This window comes from Lactiplantibacillus sp. 30.2.29 (assembly GCF_018991255.1).
GTDB lineage: Bacteria > Bacillota > Bacilli > Lactobacillales > Lactobacillaceae > Lactiplantibacillus > Lactiplantibacillus pentosus.
On sequence record NZ_JAGYGU010000026.1, the window covers coordinates 18,799 to 42,700 of the forward strand.

Consider the following 23,902-nt stretch of genomic DNA (forward strand, 5'->3'; position numbering starts at 1 on the left):
GTTTATTTATTTTGGCATCGTGTAAACTTGAACACCGTAACCGGCTAGTGCTTGTTCTCCCTGTATCGATTGGTCACTGAATACAGCGTGTAACGGTTGAGCCAACGTCACAGTGGTCTGCTGGTGACTAAAATTAATCACGAAATAATAGCGCTCCGTTGCATTCTCGCGAACTTGAATCGCGACTTTTGGCGTTGCTTTGGTGATTGGTAAGCTTGGCTTGAGTTCAAGTTGAATCGCCAATTGTTCATAGAAGGCCGCCAAAAAGTCAGTATCTGTTCGAGCCGCAAGATAGTATGCGCTTCCATTTTCAAGCGTGTTTTTAGTCACTGCGGGTGTGCCGGCATAGAAATCCTTTTGGTAAGTGCCCAGCGTCTCGGCCGTCGTCGTCTCAATCACATCACAGTAATCATTGATTTGATAAGCTTGATGATAGGCCGTTAATGCATTGTGCTGTTGCGGATATAACGTATCCGTTTCTTGTACCTTGAGGCCATAGGTTGCTTGTAAATCGGCTAACCCATCACCCTGGTAGGCCAAGAAATCACGGTCAACAACGCCTGTGATATAGGTGCTGACTAAGTGTCCACCCTGTTCAACATAGGCCTTTAGTTTGGCCGCAAATTCCGCACTCATCATAAAGTGCATCGGGTCGATGATGAGGTCATATGCGGATAGATCATCAGTCGTTGCGAGGATTTCGACTGGAATGTCATGTTCCCAGAAATATTGATAATGTTCCTGAATCGTCCGCCAATATTGCTTGGTCTCATTGGCATAATTGCGCGCATCATCCAGGGCCCACATGTTATCGTAATCGAAAACGATGCCGACTTTCGCCCTCGAACGCGTCGTTGCGTGCGCCGCTTGTAGCTGTTGCAAATCTTGCCCCACTTGTTGGACATCCTTGAAGGCCCGAGTCTTAGTTCCCCGACGATTGGTAACGACTGCCCCGTGAAACATTTCAGAAGCTCCCAATGATTGGTGCAGTTGGAAATATAAGACGGAGTCCGCGCCATGGGCAATCTGTTGCAAGCTGCCCATTTCGTGCATGCCAGGACGTTTGGCCCGGTTGTACGGATGCCAATTGACTTGCGATGGCGTGCTTTCCATAATTAGGTAGTTATCATGCTTGAGGCTCCGCATCGTATCATTCATCAAAGCAGTCTTCATAGCTAAGTGCGCGGTGCTTTCATAGCCATTGCTCCAGTTCGGATAAGAATCCCAGCTAACAATATCGACATGCTTAGCAAATTTTTGATAGTCCAAGTCGTAGAAGACGTGTGACTCGGATGGATTGCCACCCATAAAGTTGGCCGTAACTGGTACGTTCGGTGTGAGCTCACGTAGCGGTTGGATTTCCGATTCAAAGAAATCAATCGTCTGGTCAGTCACAAACCGGCGCCAATCCAGATTTAAGCCCATCACCCCAGTATCTCCTAATGGTGACGGTGCTTGGACCTGATCCCAGCTCGTATAATCATGACTCCAAAAGTCATTCCAATAAGCGTGATTCAAATGGTCTAAGGTCTGATACTTTTGTTGAATCCACTGACGAAAGGCTGCCTGACACAAGTCACAGTAGCAAGCACCACCGTATTCGTTGGAGATATGCCACAATAACAAGCTCGGTCGCTTACCATATCGTTCGGCTAGCTTCCGATTGATGGCTTGCACCTTTTCACGATAAATGGGAGAGGTAAAACAATGGTTATGGCGCTCACCAAATTGATTCCGTTGGCCCTGTTCATTGACCCGCAACACTTCTGGATACTTTTCAGCCAACCAACGTGGCCGGGCACCGCTTGGCGTTGACAGGATAATCTTGGTTCCTTGCGCTTCAGCTTGATCAAAGATTTCATCCAGCCAACTGAAGTCATAATGCCCCTCAGAAGGCTCTAACTTATCCCAAGCAAAAATACCCAACGTTACCGTATTAATTTTGGCTTGCTTAAATGCTTTAAAATCTTGTTTGATGACGCCGGGTTGGTCCAGCCATTGATCTGGATTGTAATCACCACCATGTAAAAATTCAGTGGTCTTGATTGGATTGGTCATTTGCAACGCACCCTCACTTTTCTGTCTAATCAATTTATCTTTAACAGCTCTTATGATAAGCGCTTTCATTGCCGAATGTAACCCGTTTTACTAAAATAATTACTAAATATGAGTAAACAAGATTTACGTTTCGTTTATTAGTGTTACTGCTTTTATTTTCGCGAATGAAAGCGTATTATTACTGTGAAGGTATTTCAATTAGTAACCAATTGTTTATTAATCCACATTGAGAGGGGTGTGTTTCAATGCCAACTATTCGTGAAATTGCCGCTAAGGCTGGCTACTCACCAGCGACTGTCTCGCGGCTATTAAATAACGACCCGACATTTTCAATCTCAGATCACGCGCGTCAAAAGATTCTCCAGACGGCTCAAAACTTAAATTATCAGCAGCCGAACACGACTCACGGCCTGACTTACCAGGTTGCGGTCATTTTTGCGGTGCAGCCGAAACAAGAATTAGAAGATATTTATTTCAGCAATCTCCGGCAAGGGCTAGTGGAACATGGTAAACAGGCTAATCTGGACCTGACTTTTTATCCTGACATTGATCACATCCCCGCCGATATCGATGGGGTCATGGCGGTCGGTGAATTCGACACCCCAACCCTCAAGCACTTGCGGCAACTGACGCCTCACCGGATCTTTGTCGATTCCAACCCGGATCCGCGACATTTCAATTCGGTTCAACCAAATCTGCAAGCCATCACTGAGTACGCGATCGACCAATTAATCGCTGCCGGCAAGACACCAATTGGGCTCATTAACGGTGGTTATTGGAGTAAGGATCAACAAGTCACCCATCATCAAGACCCACGACAAAAGTACTTTGAAAGTCGCTTGCGTGAATTGCAGCTCTTCGACGAACGATTTATGTTCGTTGGTGGCTCTTTTTCAGTTGCCAGTGGCTATCAACTAGGTCAGCAGGTCGTCCAATCGTTGTCCAGACAGGCACTCCCTAAAGGATTCCTAATCGGTTCAGACCCCCTAGCAGTCGGTGTCTTACAGGCTTTCAATGAAAACAAGATTACCGTTCCCGCTGACACATCGATCATCAGCATCAACGATATCGACATTGCCCGCTACGTCTCACCGCCATTGACCACTTTTCATATTGATACGGATGACATCGCGGCACAGGCAATTGCGACACTTAAAGATACCATCATCTTTGATCGTCCTCAGAAACGGATGGTCTTAGTCGATGCGAAATTAGTCTATCGTAAGAGTTTTCTAAAGCCGAGCACTGATTAAATTTGTAAAATACCACCAAAAAAAGACATTTTTGACAAACAGTTTGGCGGCCTTTCGCACGAACTGGTGTTAAAAATGTCTTTTATTAATGCTTAAGTAAATCTAATCTTGCTTTGCGATTGCACTATTTTCTGTTTATCCGATTGGCAACGGACTAGTTACTAATTTCTTTAATAGCTATCGCCAAACCACTGGCCCGCCTATTGTGCCTCCGCCTGCGGATAAGTAATCAGATTACCACTTTCAAAAGCTGGTAGGCCTTTAACGGCACGATACATCGCCCGTTCGATTTGTTGCAGGCCGCCACCATTGGCAATGGCCATTTTGAGGTCATATTGTTTGACCGCCTTGCTCAATGCTTTGGAAGTCGCATGCTTATTTTGGTTTTGGACCATGACCACAATATCTGTTTGGCTGAGTTGTTGATTGTAGAAGCTGGCGCTGTTGCTATGTTTGAAGGCGTCAATCAGTAGTGCATGACCGTTGTGTTCATCAATCAACTGGGTGATCTGCTGCTGCCGGGTGTTGGCGTCACCCATGACAACGGCGACCGTTTGAGCTTTTAAATCAAAGGCTAACGTTTGAATTGGTTCGGCCGGACCGGTAGAAGTGGTCGACTTGACCCGTTTTTCAGGTCGATTCGCCTGTGCGCCCAGGGGCCGATGACTATGATGGACATAGCGAACGACTGGTTTGTCAGGCTGCTCATTAAACCAAGCGAGGTCGACTAACTGGCCATCATTGATCCGTTGGCGCAAGGCGTCGCGACCTGAAATTTTAAACGTCTCAACGGCGGGATTAACACTCGCTAATGGGGTGCCTTGGTAATTTTGGGTAATCTGATAAGTATCATCAAATGAGTTGTAGTTTACAACGTAGAGCGGGGCCACGGTAATTAAATTTGGAACCTCCGCGTGACTCAAGATTTTTTCAATATAGGGATGATTCTTGCCTCTTTGCATTGTTCCGACTTGAACCCAATCACCATTTTGAATTTCTAATTGTCTAGCTAGGATTTCATCGTAATAGTAATGCGGTGCTTTGTCATTATCTGGATCAATTAAATCAAACCCTTTTAGTCGCCGTCTAACTTGCATTACGGTATGGTTAGGTTCATCTGGAGATGGTTTAGTTGATTGAGTGACCAACTCAGTCGTTGTTTTTTCAGTCGTCGATTCCTCAGTTGCTGGCTTCTCAGTATTTGTCTTCTCAATTGTTGGCCGATCCGTATTCAGTGTCGCTTCATTTTTAACGGCCGGCTCCGGTCTTGACTGTGTGGGTGCTTCTGAATGGGTATCTTCTTTATTTTCTGTCTGTTCTAGTGGTGTCTCGGATGCGGCTAATTTTAAAATTTCTTGAATGGTCACAGCGCCGCTTGCTAAGCCATCGTCAGTCGGTTGAATCATGGCTAGTGTTTTTTCAATGGCCATTCGATAATCACGATATTTCTGCATATATTATCCTCCTCGTCTGGCTGATTTAAAATTTAGTTTGGTACGCTCTATTATCAATGAAACAGCACTACTTTACCAGTGTCGACAAAAATTACCCTTCCAACACCGCCAAAAACACCTGGCCCATCAGTGCCGCATCATCCGCCACTGAAGCGCGCATATAAGCAGCTTGTTGTTCCTGAGTATAATTGATCTCGAAGCCATGTTGCCGCGCTAAAACGGCCGTGAATAGCCGGGGCGTCCGCCCATTACCTTCGCGGAACGGATGAAACATGTTGATTTCAGTCACGAGACTGCCTAACGCCTGGGCGATTTTTTCACGGTCGTCGGGCAATTGTGCATAATCGTCGAGTTGGCGCTGAATATCTAATTCGGCATTGCCGAACAAGGCAACAGGATGAAAAAACGTGACGACCCCGTCCATCGTTTTGTTGAAATCAACTTCGCGATAGTGGCCGGCCCAATCGTAAATTTGATCCAGTAAATAAGCATTGATTAGCTTCATTTCTTCAATCTTACGTCCGGTCAACTGCTGACCATTGGGCAACCTGTATTGATTTTGAATCAAGGCTTGTTGCTGTTGCGTGCTTATCTTGTACTCGATTTTCTGTAACGTTGCCGCGTTGGTTATTCCCAACAAATTACGCAATGTGCCATTTGGTTGAAGGTAGTCCGCCCAGACTTTTCTCATTCAGCTTTACGTTCGGCGGAGGCTTGAATTGCTGCTAGCATCTCTTGTGCACTGATTGGCCCTTCCTCATAAAAACGACTCGCATCCTCAATATCTCGCTTCGTTGGTTCAAAGCCCTCATACATATTACTGATAATGGCATTAAGAGTTGCCCGATACTCCTTGCGATTCCGAAATGGCACGTCCATAATCGTCAGCTTTTGATCATCGTGTTCTAGATACATAATTTGATCGTCCTCCTTGAATTGTGTCAATGCAGGAAAAACTGCATCATCCGCTGCCAAAATTTGAATCAAGCGCACCGCGGCGCCACTTGGTTGATAGTCTGCTTGTTCCCAGTGTTGCACCGTTCGAACTGATGTGTTGAGTAGCTTCGCCAGTTGGGCTTGACTAATTCGGTAATGTTGCCGAATTTGTTTGAGCGTTGCCGCTGTCGATTTCATTTCCATCACCTCACCACTATTATACCCTTCAAGGGTAGATCCGTCCTGTTTACGAACTTGCGCCACCCCAGCACACCACTCATAACAAGCAAGCCATATTATTTAGATACGCAATTCATTGGTGCTGCCATTTTTTAAATCGAATAAAATCTAGTTCATTGTCGATGTTTAACGATTGGCACAAAAAGCCACTAAAGATTAGTGACTTTGCGGCCATTTCAATGGTTCATTTCATCAACTTGCCTTGAGACGTTTTTTTCCATCAGAATAAATTCATATTCCGAATTATTAGAAGCAACCATCTCAGTACCAACTTTCACATAACCGGCCTTAATATAGACCTTGATGGCTCGTTCATTGAACGCCACCACTGATAAAACTAATGTTTGATACTTCTGATGTTGCAAAACAAAATATTCAATCAACTTCAGAAACGATAACCCGAACCCCTGACCTGTTAGATCAGGCTTAAGCCCCAACCCGATTTCTGCCTTTCGTGCTGATAACGGCTCAATACAAAAGTAGTCGGTCAACTCATCATCATTGACAACCTGAAAATAGCGGTCTCCTCTTAAGTCTGGCGAGATAATTTCTTCAAAATCCTCGGGGTCTTCGGTCATATCATAAAATGAATAGACGCCCTCATAATGCCAATCATTGGCGATTGCTTCTGCATTATGCTGAGAAAGCGTCTCAATCTTCATATTTTTGAACTGTTCCATTCATCATCACCTCATTGAAATTGTGCCCTTCAACAGTAGCACTGTTCGACTTACAAGTTTTCTCTCCTGAACACATCAACCATCGTAAACAGGGCCTTCTTAATTTATAGATACGCAATTCATCCGCGCTAACCATTTTTTAATCGAATAACATTAATCTCATTTTCCAAACTGCAAATTGCAACATTTAAAGGCCGAGGTCTTGCGCCGTCTCTGGCCAACTCATCATTTTAAAATGATTCTTCTTCCATTCCTGTTAAGCGTGATCAGCAGCCTGTACGTCGACCCAATCCGCCAATTTCTTAGTAACTGCTTGCTATTTATTGATATAATGCGCTGCCGTATACGCACTCAATAACGTCTCAGTGGTTTCCATCAAAATGAATGGTAATATCCTGTGTCATCGTCAATCGGTCCGTCTTTCTCGTTTAGCAGTTCAACATTTACCCACCAGCCAACACTAACTGTTCCCCGGATTTCTGCTTAACAGATTTCACACTTAGTAGCGTCATTATACCAGTCCCTGTCCCCTAATACTGCATGATGAACTTTAACGTTAAGATTCTTTATATTAACGTTCCTTGAACGTATTAACAGTCTGCCACCAATTCAAGCCAGTTGCTACTGCCAACGAGCAAAAATGAAATTAGCGCTCCCGAAAACAGCACCGAATTAAGCGCCCATACTACGGCATCCGCTATTCGGAATAATAAAATTAATAACATTAAAACTAAACCATCCTGAGCCGCTCTGCAATCCGCAGTACAGCTCAGGATGTTTTTCGTTATTTCGTACTCTCCCGTTCCACCAGTGTCGTTCCCAGTTCGATTCGTTGGGCCGCTTGGTGGGCGTCTTGGAATCGGCTGACTAACAGATCAACGGCGGTCTTGCCCATCAGTTCGGTCTCAACGTTGACCGAGCTGATTTCAGGGTATACGTATTCCGCCAACGAGGTGTTGTTGAAGCTAAACAGTTTGACGCGTCCAGGAACGGCAATTTTGGCTTGCTGCAAGGCTTTCAAAGCCCCCGCCGCCATTGGGTCATTCGCCACGAAAAAAGCGTGTGGCAAACGCGGCCCTAGCGCAGCAATCGCCCGTTTCATCGTTACATAGCCAGACTGACTCGTGTAGTCGCCAGCCAAGACATACTCAGGATGATAGGCATGGCGGCGCTCTAACGCTTGCTTGAAGCTTTGTTGGCGCTGATTTGGAATCTCAACTTGTTGATCCGTCGACCACTCCTGACCATAGATCATGCCAATATCTTGAATCCCGCGCCGCCAGAAATAGTCGACGACCCGACTCGTGGCAAACGTGAAGTCCGTGACGACGCTACTGAAGCCCTGCGCAAACTGGTCATCGTCCACAAACACGAGTTGCGGGGTCAATTCACTCAACTGACGCACTTGCGTCGGGCTAAACTTTCCCACCGCAATCACCGCATCGATATCATCACCGACCTGATCCAATTTGTTTTGAAAAATGCTCGTGGTGGTGAAACCGTAGACCTGGGCTTGACGTTCAATTCCTTTGCGAATCGCTAAGTAATACAAATCATCGTGCTCCTGCGTCTTGGAATACCACTGAATCACCGCAATATTCTTACGCATCATCGTTTTAACGTCTCGCCGTTTGCGCTTGCTATAACGTAGCTCTGCGGCGATGGCAAACACCCGTTGGCGCGTCTGGTCGCTCACAGATAGCGTGCGATCATAATTCAACACTCGCGAGACCGTTGCCAGCGAGACATCCGCCCGGTTGGCAATATCTTTTAACGTGACGGCCATCGTCTCGCCTCCTTCTAATGACAAACGTGGGGTCGCGGGGGACTGGCACCACTGACCAATGATGATTGGCCAGTGACATAGCAACACCCCGTTGCCCCACGTTTTATTTGCTTAATTTACAATTTAGTCTTTGAGTGTCGCAATGAACCGGTCAAACGCTGCTTCGCCTTGATCGTCCCACTTGAAGACGCCGGCATCTGCCAGCACGCGGGCAAAGACATTGCCGACTGCTTTGTCGATCACCGTGGTGACATTATCAGCAGTAATCGTGTTATCAGCCTTCAATTGGTCGGCCCATGCTTGATGCATTGGAACCATTTCATTTGGTTGATCCAACAAATATTTGCCCACTTCGGCCAATTCCGTCTTAAGACGTGCTGGTAAAATAGCACGGCCCATGACTTCGATCAAACCGATATTTTCCTTCTTGATATGTTGCACATCCTGATGTGGATGGAAGATACCATCAGGAAATTCAGCGGACGTCTGGTTATCGCGTAGCACGATGTCTAGGACGTAATCGTCGCCAACTTTACGGGCGATGGGTGTCGTCGTGTGATGGCGAGTACCATCCGTATAGGCACGGACGTCCACGCTTTCGTCTGAGTAGTTCATCCACGTGTCATGAATCTTGACAGCGGCATCCGTCAACGCCAAGACGTCCGGACTGGATAACCGAATCGTCGACATTGGCCACTTAACGATGCCCGCTTTGACGCCGGCGATCCCTAAGTCGATCGACCGCGCGATTGGCGCCTTCATCATTGGAAAGTCGTGCCGACCACCTTGATAGTGTTCGTGTGACAACATCGAACCACCAACGATCGGCAAGTCCGCATTACTGCCCACAAAGTAATGTGGAAATTGACGAACGATTTCGAGTAAGTTCGTGAACGTTTGCCGGTTGATGACCATTGGCCGGTGTTCTTGATCCAAGAAGATCGAATGTTCATTGAAATAGGCATATGGAGAGTATTGGAAGCCCCATGTGTCCCCACCTAATGTCAACCGCACGATGCGGTGATTGCTCCGTGCTGGATAACCTAAGCGACCTAAGTAGCCTTCGTTTTGCATACATAACTGACACAGTGGATAACTATCTTGTGGTTGATTCCGCGCGGCCGCAATCGCTTTGGGATCCTTTTCAGGCTTCGAGAGATTGATGGTGATTTCTAGGTCACCGAAGGCCGTTTTAGCTGGGAAGACCACGTTTTTGGCAATCGCCCGCGTCTTGATGTAGTCGTTGGCTTTGCTCAAATTAAAGAAGTAATCCGTCGCCGCTTTGGGACTGTCTTGATACTTGTCCCAGAAACGTTGGTTGAGGACTGATGGCAACGGTGTCACTAAGTCCATCAACTGGTCAGCCAAGATATCGCGATCCGACTGGGACGCTTCGATCTTGCCATTTTGGATCGCCGTTTCGACCAACGCATCCGTCAAACTCGTTAACTGGTCATCCGCCGCAGCGACTGGTTCGCCTTCACCAACGAGTCCTAAGACCCGATTGTGCACGTAAATGCGGTCCATCGCGGTATATTGTGATGGTGAGGCAATCACAGCATCAACAAATTGATCTAAACTCGTCATTAGTTCTGGCCTCCCCGATCGTCATAGCCAGCTGGATGACTTTCTTTCCAAGTCCAAGCCGTCTTAATAATTTCCTTGACGTCATCATACTGTGGCTTCCAGCCCAAGACCTTCCGCGCTTTATCACTAGCGGCAACCAAGGTACTTGGGTCACCCGCACGCCGCGGTGCCATGACGGCTGGAATTGGCTTCCCAGTCACTTCACGCGCAGCATCCAGCATTTGTTTGTTAGAAAAGCCAGTTGAAGAACCGAGGTTGAACGCATCACTGTCATGACCTTGATTGAGATATTCGAGTGCCAAGATATGGGCGTCTGCTAAATCGACCACGTGAACGTAATCGCGCACATTCGTCCCATCAGGCGTTGGATAGTCATCACCGAAGATCTGTAATTGATCCCGTTCGCCAGCAGCGACTTGTAAAATAATCGGAACCAAGTGCGTTTCTGGGGCGTGGTCTTCACCGATACTGCCATCTGGTTTAGCGCCAGCCACGTTAAAGTAACGAAGCGCCACGAACTTGATACCGTATGCTAAGTCGGACCAATGCATGATTTTTTCCATCGCCAATTTACTTTCACCATAAGGGTTGGTTGGCACTTGGGGATCAGATTCCTTGATTGGCACTTGTTTAGGTTCGCCGTACGTTGCCGCCGTTGAACTGAAGACGATCCGCTTAACGTCGTGTTTGGCCATAACTTCCAACAACTTGACCATGCCGGCCGTATTGTTGTCAAAATACTTGAGCGGATCCTTCATCGATTCTGGGACCACTGAGAATGCGGCGAAATGAATGACACCTTCAACGTTTTCTTGGTCAAATACGGTATTCATGAACGCCGTATCCCGCACATCACCTTCATAAAATCGAGCTTGATCGTTGACCGCTGCTCGGTGCCCAGTGACCAGGTTGTCAACAACCGCCACATCGTACCCTTTTGCAATCAACCGATCAACCGCGTGTGAACCGATGTAACCGGCACCACCTAAAACTAAAACTGCCATTCTAATTCCTCCTCAAATTTCTCAATGCATATAACTGATTTAAATCATGATGCTGTTAACGTTCATTTTTTGATGATTAACGCTCATCTTCTAAATTAACGTTCACTTTTTAGTAATTAACGCTCATCTTCTGATTAACGTTAACTTTCTGACGATTAACGCTCATCTTCTAAATTAACGTTCACTTTTTGGCGATTAACGCGCATCTTCTAAATTAACGTTAACTTTCTAACGATTAACGTCCCAATCGTCGCGATTAAAGTTCCTTAGGGCCGTCAGCGATTTCTGCGATGTAGAAGTCAGCGTCGTAGCCGATCGTGTCGCGGTAAACTTTGCCGACGTTAGCTTTGAAATCATCGACCTTATCCTTGTCAACGATGGCAATGCCACAGCCACCAAAGCCGGCACCAGTCATCCGCGCACCTAATACGCCAGGTTGTTTCCAAGCCGTTTCAGCTAAGGTGTCCAATTCTTTCCCAGTTACTTCGTAGTCAAAGTGTAATGAAACGTGTGAAGCCGTTACTAATTCGCCAAAGGTAGTTAAATCATCATCAGCTAACGCCTTAGTTGCGCGAATCGCACGTTGGTTTTCGAAGACTGCGTGACGAGCGCGTTTGATCAAGGTTTCGTCATTGATGAGGTAAGCTGCTTCATCGAATTGGTCGTTGGTCAAATCGCCGAGAGACTTGATGTCCAACTTAGTTTGTAAGCGCCGCAGTGCTTCTTCACATTCTGAGCGACGTTCGTTGTACTTGGAATCTGCTAATTCACGGCGTTTATTCGTGTTCATGATGACGATGACGTTGTTACCAAGCTTAACTGGCGCATAGGAATAGTCCATCGTGTTGGTATCTAGTAAAATTGCTTGATCTTTTTTACCCATTCCAACGGCAAATTGGTCCATGATCCCGGAGTTAACGCCCACGTAGTTGTTTTCACACTTTTGGCCAATCTTAACTAAGTCTAATTGGCTGATATTGAGGTCAAAACCAGTGTTCAACATGATACCGGTCAATAATTCGATTGAAGCGGATGAAGACAGGCCGGCGCCATCTGGCATGTTGCCATGAACGTAGAAGTCGAACCCGTGATCGAATTTGACCCCAGTCTTGGCGATTTCATTCATCATCCCTTTAGGATAGTTCGTCCAACCAGCGGCTTTATCATAGGCTAAATCATTAACGTCGAAAGTCACGATGCCCGCATCTGGAATGTTTGCGGAATACATCCGAGCCGTCGTATCCGTCCGTGGTGCGTAGACCCCGTATGTCCCAATCGTAATCGCACATGGGAAGACGTGACCGCCGTTGTAATCAGTATGTTCACCGATCAAGTTAATCCGACCAGGTGAGAAGAAGACCCGTTCTGGTGTGGTATCAAAGGCTTCGGTAAACTCCTGTTTTAAGTCGCTAGTTTTCATGAAAAATCCCTCCGTAAATAGTTTTACTAAAATTTTATTAACTTGACTATAATGCTTTTAGCGGTCGCTGTCAATACCTTAACAATCCTTTTATAGCAAAAATGGTAACGCTTTACCTTTTTATCTGAATCTAGGCTTTATTTCCGATTTATTCCGATGTTATTGTCCCGTTACCATCAATTGATTTAGTTAAATTTTAACTAAAATATCGTGTACAAATACCCCACAATGTTTTATCATCATAGTTGTAAGCGTTTTTATTAACGATTTTGAAAGGAGCTTCCTCATGCAAGCTAATCTTCAATGGTTAGACGACCCGGAAGTGTTCCGGGTTAACCAATTACCTGCGCATAGTGACCATCACTATTATCACGACGCAGCTGAAATCAAAACTGGCAGTCGTTTCGTTAAGTCCTTAAATGGTGCTTGGCGCTTCAACTTTGCCAAGACACCGGCCGAACGCCCCGTTGACTTCTATCAACCGGACTTTGATGCGAGTGACTTCGACACGATTCAAGTCCCCGGCCACATCGAACTCGCCGGGTACGGTCAGATTCAATACATCAATACGCTCTATCCGTGGGAAGGTAAAATTTACCGGCGCCCACCATACACCCTGAATCAGGATCAGTTAACGCCTGGCCTATTCAGTGATGCTGACGACAACACTGTCGGCTCATACCTTAAAACATTCGATTTAGACGATACCTTCAAAGGGCAACGGGTCATCATTCAATTCCAAGGGGTTGAAGAAGCCCTATACGTTTGGTTGAATGGTCACTTTGTCGGTTACGCCGAAGATAGTTTTACACCATCTGAATTCGACTTAACCCCCTACATCCAAGACACCGACAACGTCTTGGCCGTTCGGGTCTACAAACGAAGCACGGCATCCTTTATCGAAGACCAAGATATGTTCCGCTTTTCCGGGATTTTCCGCAACGTCAATTTATTGGCTGAACCTGCCACTCACCTCAACGACTTGGATCTGCGTCCAACCGTCAACGATGATTTTGAAAGCGGTGTCTTGAATGTCACCACTAAGCTGACTGGCGATGCGGCCACTTTGGCACTCACCGTTAAGGATCAGGACGGTCAAGTTGTTGCAACGCAAACCCAAACGGGCAGTGACACCGTGAAATTTGACGCAATGGCTTTTGACCAAGTTCAGCTCTGGTCACCAGCTTCACCGTATCTCTATCAATTACTGATTGAAGTTTACGATGCTAATCACGAGCTTTTAGAAGTCGTTCCTTACAAGTTTGGCTTCCGGACCGTTGAACTCCGTGACGACAAGGTCATTTACGTCAACAATCAACGACTGGTCATCAACGGCGTCAACCGACACGAATGGAATGCGCATACTGGTCGGGTGATTACGATGGCCGATATGAAGGCTGATATCCAGACGATGTTAGCGAATAACATCAACGCTGATCGGACTTGCCACTACCCAGACCAATTGCCATGGTATCAACTCTGTGATGAAGCTGGCATCTATTTAATGGCTGAAAACAACTTGGAATCACACGGTTCTTGGCAAAAGATGGGCGCAATCGAACCGTCCTACAACGTCCCTGGCGACAATCCACACTGGCTTGAAGCCGTGGTGGACCGGGCCCGTTCGAATTACGAATGGTTCAAGAATCACCCATCCATCATTTTCTGGTCACTCGGTAACGAATCATTCGCTGGCGAAGACATTGCCGCAATGCAAGTCTTCTACAAGCAACACGACGATTCACGACTCGTTCATTACGAAGGTGTGGTGCACACGCCTGAACTAAAAGACCGGATTTCAGATGTCGAAAGTCGGATGTACGAAAAGCCGGACGAGATCGCCGCTTATTTGGACGACAATCCGGCCAAGCCATTCCTCGATTGCGAATATATGCATGATATGGGGAATTCACTCGGTGGCATGAAGTCTTACAACGATTTGATTGATAAATACCCAATGTATCAAGGCGGCTTTATCTGGGACTTTATCGACCAAGCCCTGTTCGTTCATGATCCAGTCACTGACCAAGACGTCCTTCGTTACGGTGGCGACTTCGATGAACGCCATTCTGACTATGAATTTTCCGGTGACGGCTTAATGTTTGCCGACCGGTCGCCAAAACCAGCAATGCAAGAGGTGAAATATTACTATGGCTTACACAAATAATCAGTTACACGTTATTTACGGTGATGGCAGCTTAGGCCTGGCCGGCGATAACTTCCACTACCTATTCAGTTACGAGCGCGGTGGTCTCGAATCACTACTCGTCAACGGCAAGGAATGGCTTTATCGGACGCCGACACCAGTCTTCTGGCGCGCAACCACCGACAATGATCACGGGAGCGGTTTTTCGACTAAATCAGCGCAGTGGTACGCGGCTGACAAATTCTCAACCTGCCAAGACATTCAATTGACGGTTGATGACCAAGCCATCACGCCATTACCGATCGCACCGCTCAACAATCGCTACACCGACCATGAAACGGCAACGAAAGTCTCCTTGGCTTATCAATTCGTGACGACGACCGTTCCTAGCACGACGGTCACAGTCACCTACACCGTGACGGCCGATGGTCAGATCAACGTGGCGACGCACTATGCTGGCAAAGCTGGCTTACCGGAGTTACCAGCATTCGGGTTGCGGTTCATCATGCCAACGACCGCAAACGGCTTCGATTACACCGGACTATCAGGCGAAACCTATCCTGACCGTTTAGCCGGCGCTAGTCATGGCCAGTTCCACGTTGACAGTCTACCCGTCACCCCTTATCTGGTGCCACAAGAATGCGGCATGCACATGCAGACGGAAGAAGTCACGGTGACGCGGTCAACGACGCAAAACAACGCTGACCATAGCAGCGAACCCTTCAGCCTGACGTTCAGTCAAGTTGACGTACCCTTCGCCTTCAGTTGCTTACCTTATACCGCCGCAGAACTGGAAAACGCCACTCATATGGAAGAACTACCGTTAGCTCGGCGGACCGTCCTCTCGATTTTCGGTGCCGTTCGTGGTGTCGGTGGGATCGACAGTTGGGGAACCGACGTCGAATCCCAGTACCACATTCCAGCTGATCAGGATATCGATTTCAGCTTCAATATCCATTTTTAAAATTGGCTGATGATACCGAATGTAATAGCTAGCTCGCCTTGCTATGACAACTAAATCAGGGTACTAAAATGGCAGTCATTTTCGATAATGGCTGCCATTTTTGCGTTGTTTAGGATGGGCTAGCTGGAATGCTCCGCTAGCTAAAAATGGCCATTTACAGGGATTAACTGCCTGTAAATGACCATTTTATTTTGAAATTTTTTACTGACCTACCTCACGACCAACAAGCAGCCAGATTAGGAATTATTCGTCCAGCCGTCATGCCGTCCGTGCAAATCCATCATGCACACACTAATCTTTTGCCCGGAAGTAGTGAATCTGAGCAGTGAAATCGCTGGTCTGAACTGGCGTCGTGTAGAGTCCCAGTTGCATGAGTTCATCCCCGCCATAAGTGCGCTGGCTGTCGGCTTCAACGTAAGTCTGTTCAGGATCCAGTCCCGCCATCTTAGTAATATGGGGTTCTGGCTGAACGGCGCCTAAAATCACAAAGGTGAACAACAAGGCTTCACGTTGATCGTGACTGACAAATTGCCAAGCCACGGTATTGGAGTCGAATGGACTTTCAAGACGATAGAACGTGCCGTATTGGATCAAATCACGGTGTTGCTTGTAGAACGCCACTTGTTCCTTAACGGCAGCCTTATCCGCATCACTCAACTGGGCCGCATCCAATTCATAGCCCAGTGTGCCGCTCATTGCGACCGCACTCCGCATCTTCATCGAGGTCGACCGACCTAATAATTCGTCAGGACTCGTCCCGACGTGCGCCGTAATCGCAGAGATGGGGTAAACTAACGAAGTCCCGTATTGAATCTTCAAGCGTTCGATGGGGTCATTGTTATCTGATGGCCAGCTTTGTGGCATGTAGTACATTAGCCCGGCATCGAAACGCCCACCCCCACCGGAGCAACCTTCAAACAAAATCTGTGGATAGCGTTTCGTCAAACGCTCCATCAGGTCATAAACGCCCAGAATAAAGCGGTGACTGGTCTCACCTTCATGTTCAGAAGCGCTATGCGGCGAATAGACTTCCGTCAGGTTCCGGTTCATGTCCCACTTGATATAATCGATTGGCACTTTATCCAGCACCGCGGTCATCTGTTCAAACAAGTTGTCAACGACTGCCGGTTGGCTAAAATCAAGAACATATTCGTTCCGTGACAAGGTCCGGCCACGATCAGGGACGCCTAAGACCCAGTCGGGATGTTGCCGATAGAGGGTCGAGTCCGCCGAAATATTTTCCGGTTCGAACCACAGACCAAAACGCATCCCCTTATCATGGGTCCGTTTGCTAATATCAGCTAAGCCCGCCGGTAATTTCTCCCGGTTGACGAACCAGTCGCCCAGTGAGCTGTTATCATCATTCCGATGACCGAACCAGCCATCATCCAACACAAACATTTCGATTCCCAACGGTGCGGCCGCATCCAAAATGCTCTGAATCTTATCCGCATCGAAGTCAAAGTAGGTCGCTTCCCAGTTATTGATCAGGATCGGCCGTGGTTCGTGCTTGTAACGGCTCCGTGCGACGCGTTCCCGCAATAAGTCGTGATAGACTTGCGACATGCCGTTCAAGCCGGTCGTTGAATAAACCATCGCCACTTCTGGCGTCTGGAAACTGTCACCAGCCGCTAATTGCCAATCAAAGTTATATTCGTTGATGCCGACCGTCAGACGGGTCTGACCGATTGGGTCCCGTTCCAGACTGAATTGGTGGTTACCAGAATAAATCAACAAGGCCCCGAGTACGTTGCCCCGAAATTCGTTCGTATCTGGATCAGCGAGTGCCACAAACGGGTTCATATGATGAGAACTGGCACCCCGGCGGCTTTCAAACTGAGTGAGGCCGCGATGAAGCCGTTCACGACTCATTTGACGCTCACGCGCGTAACTACCAGGCAACGAGATGGCGTCCAGTGGCTGCGTTGGCAGGTCCATCTGCATTGAAGCAACTTTCTCCAAATCAACGGGTTGCTCACTATGATTGATGATACGGACACTGCGCGTGATGACGGGCCGATCACGATAGATGGTGTATGCCAGTTCCGCGGTCACCCCTAACGTCGCGTCACGCATCGTCACGATCAACGTTTGAGCTTCATCTTCCGCTTCAACGTACGTCTGTGGCAAGCCTTTCAAATCGGGTTTACCCGCTTCCAGCCGACAATCTTGGTACCGAAAGTCCACGGTCCGGGCCCCATTTGCGGCGCGAATAATCGCAGCTGGTTGGCGGTAGTCACCGGTGTTGTTGCCACCATATTCCTGTGGGAGATCATCCTTCGAATACGTCCGGTCCGTGGTGTTCGGCAAATTGCCTGAAAATCCCCGGTCAATTCGCGGATACTGGCGTTCGCCGTGATAACCACGGACCCGCGGGCCAAAGTACAAGTGTGCGAGGACCCCACCCGTTTCAACGCCTAAGATATACGAAATCTGATCGTTATGCAGATGAAAGACCAGGTGCTGTTCGTCAATATTAATCAAAGTTTGCTGCAACGTCACTGCCATATCAAATACTTCCTTTCACGATTCCCTACGACTACTGAAAAAAAGAGCTATTAATGGCTCGCGTCATTAATAGCTCTTCTCATCAAGAAACTATGCTTGATCCGGTAAGCCGACATTCGATAACTGTAAAATATCTTCATCATCATGGATGGTGGTTCCTGAAGTCTTCAGGTACTTAAATTCAGGCATATCTTTATAGTTCGTAATAACGACCATCACGGTATCATCCAGGCCAGCTTTTTCAATTGCTGGTTGCCAGAATTCAATCAATTCTTGGCCTTGTGTGACATGATCACCCTTTTCGACGTACTGAACAAAGCCAGTCCCGCGCATCTTGACCGTGCCAATCCCGATATGAATCAGCGTCAAAATACCGGTGTCAGAACGTAGCCCAATCGCATGCCGAGTTGGGAAGGTGGCAACAACTTCACCATCAAATGGGGCTAAAACGCGACCATCAGTTGGTTTGATTGCAAAGCCTTTACCCATGCTACCGTTAGCGAAAGTTTCGTCAGCGACTTCATCTAAACTGATCAATTGACCAGCAACTGGATCTTGATAAACAGTCGTCTTAGTATCAGCTTCGGCTTCAACTTCGGCAGGTGTTTCATCAGTTTCCAAGTGAGTTGACCAAGTCTTTTCAAGTTCATCAACGATTTCAGCATGCATCTTTTCGTCCAATTTGACCTTCTTGAAGAAGATGAACGTCCCAATCAGGATCATGGCAGCTGGAACCCCAAACATCATTAATTTGAAGATGGCTTGTCCGTGAGCAGTCACGTCGCCGGCAGTTGCACCAGCAGTCATCCCAGCCCAAACGGCAGTTAAACCAACGACCCCGTTAGAAATCGCGCCACCTAATTTATCAAGCAATGGCCGAACGGATAAGGTCAAAGATTCGTCACGGTGACCGAACTTCAATTGACCATATTCAACGGAATCACTCAAGACCATCAAAACAACTAAGAAAATCAATGGTTGTGGAATGTAGAACAGAACAGCGGCAGCCAAGATCATTGGTAATGATTGACCAGCAAAAGCAAACATGATCAATGAAATCATCATGATAACGATGGCTAAGAAGAACACTTTCCGCCGGCTAAATTTCTTAGCTAATGGTGGGAAGGCCAATACGGCAAAGATCCCGATAACGGCGTTCAAAGAGCCAAGCATCGTGAATTTCGATGCATCACCTAAAATGTAGGTGAAGTAGTAAAGTTCAAGTGAGTTAGTGATGGCGATCCCTGCCGTATAAATCCCATACATCAGTGATAACCACATTAATTGATCATTCCGTGCCAACACTTTGAAGACTTCTTTGAAAGTCGTCTTTTCAGTGTTCTTACGTAATTCAGAATCATTTTCCTTAGTTCCTAATGCAACGACTAAGGCAGAAATCAAGGCGATGGCGGCAATGATAATCCCAAAGGCCATCCAACCACGATTATCACCCTGACCACTGTTAGATTTAACAGAGAACATCAGAACGATTGGCATAACGATAACCCCAACAATGTTGGCACCAATGTTAGAACCAACCCGGGCGTATGTGGCCGTCTTTTCACGTTCAGCTGAGTCAAATGAGATCGCTGGGATCATTGACCAGAAACCCACGTCTTTAAATGAATAGAAGATATCCATCGTGATGTATAAAATTGCAAAAATAATTAAATATAAAATTGGGTTTGACGTGTTCAAGCCGCCTAAACTCGTGAATAACAGTGCTAGAACGACGGAACCGATAATCCCACCAACCACGATCCATGGCTTAAAGTGGCCCCAACGTGAATTGGTGTTATCGATGGCGTTCCCAATCAGTGGGTCAATTGCTAGTTCCACGAACCGCAAGCCCGCAATAATCATGGTGATCCATGCAATCATTTGTGTCCCTTGTGCCCCACTGCTCTTATCGAATAAGTGGGAGGTCACAAACATAATAAAGTATGTCGATAACGTTGCGTAGAAGGCATCATGCCCGAACGCCCCGAATGAATAAGCAAGTCGTGATGTTATCTTCCGACCTTTGCTCTGCTTTTGTTCTGCATCCATAATCTCGCCTCACATCTTTCTTGAATAATTTACATGTTTAAATGTAATCGTTTTCAAGGACATTGTCAATGATTTTTAGTAAAATTTGCTTAATTGTTTTAGTAATCACCTGATAGTATCAATTTTAATGCTCAGCCAATACCAACTAAATCCCGTGAAATATTGGAATTTTTATCACTTGTTTAGTCCAATTCGCTGACTGGCAATTAAATTTACCAATTAGTCATCAGGGCCGTGCTGGCAAGCGAGCATTACGGCTTTAAACAACGTTTACCACTTGATAAACTAGTCACTCACGCATGCAAAAAAGCGCCCCCGACGATTGAGGGCGCTCGTGATTTCACACAAGGAGTTAATTCTAGTTCAAGCGTTCGTATTGGTAACGAATCGTGTGGGTCACTGGTTGACCAGGACGTAAGACGATGTCGCCAAAATCAGGATGATTAATGGCATCTGGCAAGGTTTGCGCTTCAGTTGCTAACGCGTTGTATTCATGCGCGTCTTGCTTGTCTGGATCGAATGGGTTCGCCGTGAAAATAATCAGACTATTCCGGTCAGAGTAAAGTTTCACTTGGCGTTTACCCGCAGTATCACCGACGATTGCGATTGGTTCCGTGGCACTCGGCGTTACTTCATAAGCATCATCGAATTCGATGCCACCATTTTCAGCTTTCAATTGGGCTAACGCCTTTTCGACTGGTTGAATTTGGTTAAAGTCATAGGCCGTGCCCTTAACTGCCAACTTCTTGCCAGTTGGGACCTTTTCATTATTGAATTCGAGATGAGCAGCACTGGTAATTTGAAGTTGTTGTTGTGCTAAGCTCGTCCGGTCATCAGTCGTATTCCAGTAAACGTGGTTCGTTGGGTTGAAGAGCGTTGCGGCGTCAGTATCACCAGTAAAGGCAATCGAGACTTGGTCTTGATTATCTAAGGTAAACTTGATTTTAACGTCCATATTTCCCGGGTAATTATCGTCAGTTGACTTGATATGCTTGGATAATGTCACGCTGACACTATCATCATCCTGGCTAAATTCACCATCGAAATTCAAGGTATTAAAACCATGATTACCACCGTGAAGTGAATGAGTCTGTTCATTCATATCGACATTGTAATCCTGACCGTCGATCTTGAACTTGGCGCCACCGATCCGACCAGCGACCCGGCCGATTGATTGGCAAAGGCAGAAGCCGACCCGTTGATAATCGGCCATATTGTCGAGGCCCCAGATCAGGGGATGCTCGACGCCATCTTCGTTAACGACAAATTCTTGCCAAGTCCCGCCATAACTCAAGACTGAGATCCGCGTCTGCTTGTCATTAACTAATGTATAACGCATGACATCTTGGCCATCGAGTTGATCAAATACTGTTTTTTTAGTTTCCAAAACATGCCACCTCCGTGTTATTTAAACCGCTTTCATTTAGTAGTATACCAGACTTTTCATCTGATGAGTAAAAGTTTTACTTAAAAAGACGTGAGCCGATAATTCGGCTCACGTCTCACTTCTGATTATTTAGTGCTTGCACGTTCAACTAGATTGGTCCCTAATTCCACGCGTTGCGTCGTTGTTCGCCCAGCTAAACGGCTCATCACCAGGCTCACGGCAGTCGCTCCCATGAGCTCGGTATCCACGTTCACCGCACTCAACTCAGGATAGACAAAGGTCGCTAACGACGTGTTATTAAAACTAAATAGCTTGACCCGTTCTGGAACCTGAATCCCACTAGCTTGCAAGGCCTTCAGTGCACCGGCCGCCATCGGGTCATTAGCAACAAAGAACGCGCCTGGCAATTGGTCACCCAGACTTCGAATCGCCTTTTGCATCATTTTAAAACCAGACTCACTGGTGTAGTCGCCCTTAAAGACAAACTTGGGATCAAAGGCGTGCCGGCGCTCCATCGCGGCCCGAAAGCCGAGCATTCGCCGGTCGACGACGGTCTGCTGATGGTCGGTCGTCATTTCTGAACCGTGAATAAAGCCAATGTGATGAAAGTTGCGTTGCCAGAAATAATCAACAACTTTTTCCGTTGCTAGCCGAAAATCGGTTATGACACTGTCAAAGCCGGCGTCAAACTGGTCGTCATCAACGAAGACCAAGTTGTCGGTCACCGCAGCGAGATCATCAACCTGAGTCGGACTGAATTTTCCGACCGCAATCACTGCATCCACGTCCGGGCCCAGTTCCTGCAAGTTATTTTGGAAAATCCGGGTAACTTCGAACTGATTATCCTGACCGCGCCGTTCAATTCCCATCCGCACTGACATATAGTACAAATCGTCTTGTTCCTTAGATTCGGAATACCACTGAACGATCGCGAGTCGTTTACGTGCGGTCGTAATAGTATGCCGCTTATTTTTAGAATATTGTAACGCTTCTGCGGCATCGAGGATGCGCTTCCGCGTGGTCTCACTGACTGACAGTGATTGATCCTTATTCAACACCCGCGATACCGTTGCCAACGATACCCCGGCTTTATTCGCAATATCTTTTAGCGTTGCCGCCATGGATTGGCCCCCTGATTCTATTTTTCTTATTCTACTGCTAAATTTTTAACTATTGTAAACATTTTACACTTATTTAGCGAATTATTTACTTAAATTGTAAGTGAAGCACGAAACTCATCCCTCACATAAATGTTATAATCCCTAACATGTCAAACTTTACCATGAATTCTTTAGTTTAGCGAACGAAAAATATTTTCAGGTAAATTAAGTCATCCACTTTTAGTACCAATGTTTATTTCATTTCTCGATTATTCCAATAACCTTCAATTTCTTCCAACGACTTCCCTTGTGTCTCAGGTACCATCTTCCAAACAAACAAAGCTGACAAGGCCGTAACTACCACATACAACATAAATGTCCATCCCTCACCAATATTTTGAGTTAAAATTGGGAAAGTATAGCTGAGTGTGAAATCACTTAACCATAGAACAACTGTACAGATTGACATCGCACGTCCTCGAATTTTAGACGGGAATATTTCAGAAATAAGGAGCCAAGTTACTGGCGCTAAGGATATTGCATATGATGCAATTGCCAGCAAAATAAATGTTAATGTGATAGCTGTTGACGCTCGAGTAAAGAAGCAAATTGCTACAACTAACAATCACAGTGACATGGCAAGTGAGCCCCAACCAAGTAATTTTTTGCGGCCAATTCGATCAACTAGTCCCAAAGAAACTACCGTAATCACCATGTTTATGACTCCAATTGATACCGTCGCCATAAACGCACCATTTTGACCAAAACCAGCACCTTTAAAGATTTCGGGTGCATAGTACATAATCGCGTTACTGCCAGAAAACTGTTGAAATAGCGCTAAGAGAACACCAATAATTAAGACTGGAAGCCACGTTTTATTAAACAGATCACTAAACTTCGTATCATCAACTGCTGTTTCAGCCTTTTGAATCTCTTCAAATTGTTGCTTAGCCACTAATTCGTTCGATTCTACTTTTTTTAATACTTTTAGTGCTTCGCCTTTTTTCCCATGCTGTGCCAACCAACGAGGACTTTCACCTGCTGGTATCAATGCAATAAGGAATAACGCAGACGGAATAACGCCTATCCCCATCATCCACCGCCAACCAGTAGACACGTTCCAAGCATTACCAGATCCTGAGGCAATTGCTGCATTAATAAAATAGACAATAAAGATTCCGATGGTAATTGCTAATTGATTTACTGAAACTAGCTTTCCTCGTACGTCAGCAGGCGCCATTTCAGCAATATACAGCGGTGTAATAAGCGACGTCAAGCCGATACCAACACCAGCCAACATTCGCCAAATAACCAAGACTAGATAACTACT

At 46.4% G+C, this 23,902-nt stretch carries 16 protein-coding genes and 1 pseudogene; 3 read left to right on the forward strand and 14 right to left on the reverse strand.

Annotated features, from left to right (window positions below; genetic code table 11):
* Positions 1–6 precede the first annotated feature (6 nt).
* Positions 7–2,058, reverse strand: a complete 2,052-nt coding sequence (locus tag KGF65_RS13100; RefSeq protein ID WP_216748075.1) for a beta-galactosidase — start codon at positions 2,056–2,058, stop codon at positions 7–9.
* Between the two features lie 245 nt (positions 2,059–2,303).
* Between KGF65_RS13100 and KGF65_RS13105 the strand changes: the two genes are divergently transcribed.
* Entirely contained in the window at positions 2,304–3,311 is a 1,008-nt protein-coding gene (locus KGF65_RS13105) for a LacI family DNA-binding transcriptional regulator (protein WP_088770484.1), read from the forward strand.
* A gap of 200 nt (positions 3,312–3,511) precedes the next feature.
* On the opposite strand, the gene KGF65_RS13110 is transcribed toward KGF65_RS13105, so the two are convergent.
* From KGF65_RS13110 to KGF65_RS13145, 8 genes are all read right to left on the reverse strand, one after another.
* On the reverse strand, positions 3,512–4,765 hold the full coding sequence (locus tag KGF65_RS13110) for a DUF2325 domain-containing protein (RefSeq protein ID WP_105923352.1): 1,254 nt from the start codon (positions 4,763–4,765) through the stop codon (positions 3,512–3,514).
* Positions 4,766–4,856: 91 nt separating this feature from the next.
* Positions 4,857–5,456 (reverse strand): Fic family protein, encoded by a 600-nt coding sequence (locus tag KGF65_RS13115; RefSeq protein WP_101874204.1) that lies wholly within the window; start codon positions 5,454–5,456, stop codon positions 4,857–4,859.
* Positions 5,453–5,899, reverse strand: a complete 447-nt coding sequence (locus tag KGF65_RS13120; RefSeq protein ID WP_101874205.1) for a helix-turn-helix domain-containing protein — start codon at positions 5,897–5,899, stop codon at positions 5,453–5,455. Before KGF65_RS13120 ends, KGF65_RS13115 begins: the two co-directional genes overlap by 4 nt.
* A 218-nt stretch (positions 5,900–6,117) precedes the next feature.
* Positions 6,118–6,621, reverse strand: coding sequence for a GNAT family N-acetyltransferase (locus tag KGF65_RS13125; protein ID WP_216748074.1), 504 nt, complete (start codon positions 6,619–6,621; stop codon positions 6,118–6,120).
* A gap of 784 nt (positions 6,622–7,405) precedes the next feature.
* Positions 7,406–8,407, reverse strand: a complete 1,002-nt coding sequence (locus KGF65_RS13130; protein ID WP_105923349.1) for a LacI family DNA-binding transcriptional regulator — start codon at positions 8,405–8,407, stop codon at positions 7,406–7,408.
* 123 nt (positions 8,408–8,530) lie between these two features.
* Complete coding sequence (locus KGF65_RS13135; RefSeq protein WP_216748073.1) at positions 8,531–9,994, reverse strand: UDP-glucose--hexose-1-phosphate uridylyltransferase; 1,464 nt, start codon at positions 9,992–9,994, stop codon at positions 8,531–8,533.
* Positions 9,994–10,998 (reverse strand): UDP-glucose 4-epimerase GalE, encoded by a 1,005-nt coding sequence (galE, locus tag KGF65_RS13140; protein ID WP_101874209.1) that lies wholly within the window; start codon positions 10,996–10,998, stop codon positions 9,994–9,996. The genes KGF65_RS13135 and galE overlap by 1 nt, the downstream gene beginning before the upstream one ends.
* A gap of 256 nt (positions 10,999–11,254) precedes the next feature.
* On the reverse strand, positions 11,255–12,418 hold the full coding sequence (locus KGF65_RS13145; protein ID WP_216748072.1) for a galactokinase: 1,164 nt from the start codon (positions 12,416–12,418) through the stop codon (positions 11,255–11,257).
* A gap of 286 nt (positions 12,419–12,704) precedes the next feature.
* On the opposite strand from KGF65_RS13145, the gene KGF65_RS13150 reads away from it, so the two are divergent.
* Positions 12,705–14,585: a glycoside hydrolase family 2 TIM barrel-domain containing protein gene (locus tag KGF65_RS13150; protein ID WP_105923348.1), complete on the forward strand. Its 1,881-nt coding sequence runs from the start codon at positions 12,705–12,707 to the stop codon at positions 14,583–14,585.
* Positions 14,569–15,528, forward strand: coding sequence for a beta-galactosidase small subunit (locus KGF65_RS13155; RefSeq protein ID WP_050338233.1), 960 nt, complete (start codon positions 14,569–14,571; stop codon positions 15,526–15,528). Before KGF65_RS13150 ends, KGF65_RS13155 begins: the two co-directional genes overlap by 17 nt.
* A 291-nt stretch (positions 15,529–15,819) precedes the next feature.
* Here KGF65_RS13155 and KGF65_RS13160 read toward each other — a convergent pair whose 3' ends face one another.
* The 5 genes and pseudogenes from KGF65_RS13160 to KGF65_RS13180 form a co-directional block, all read right to left on the reverse strand.
* Entirely contained in the window at positions 15,820–18,036 is a 2,217-nt protein-coding gene (locus tag KGF65_RS13160; protein WP_216748071.1) for an alpha-galactosidase, read from the reverse strand.
* A gap of 90 nt (positions 18,037–18,126) precedes the next feature.
* Positions 18,127–20,085, reverse strand: coding sequence for a PTS sugar transporter subunit IIA (locus KGF65_RS13165; protein ID WP_105919544.1), 1,959 nt, complete (start codon positions 20,083–20,085; stop codon positions 18,127–18,129).
* A gap of 358 nt (positions 20,086–20,443) precedes the next feature.
* The gene (locus KGF65_RS13170) at positions 20,444–21,472 is read right to left on the reverse strand and encodes an aldose epimerase family protein (RefSeq protein ID WP_181185295.1); all 1,029 of its coding nucleotides are present in this window, start codon (positions 21,470–21,472) and stop codon (positions 20,444–20,446) included.
* A 125-nt stretch (positions 21,473–21,597) separates the two neighbouring features.
* Positions 21,598–22,593 carry a LacI family DNA-binding transcriptional regulator gene (locus tag KGF65_RS13175; protein ID WP_050338230.1) on the reverse strand — a complete coding sequence of 332 codons (996 nt, stop codon included), beginning with the start codon at positions 22,591–22,593 and terminating at the stop codon, positions 21,598–21,600.
* 232 nt (positions 22,594–22,825) lie between these two features.
* Positions 22,826–23,887 (reverse strand): annotated as a pseudogene (locus tag KGF65_RS13180) (sugar porter family MFS transporter).
* Positions 23,888–23,902: the final 15 nt, after the last annotated feature.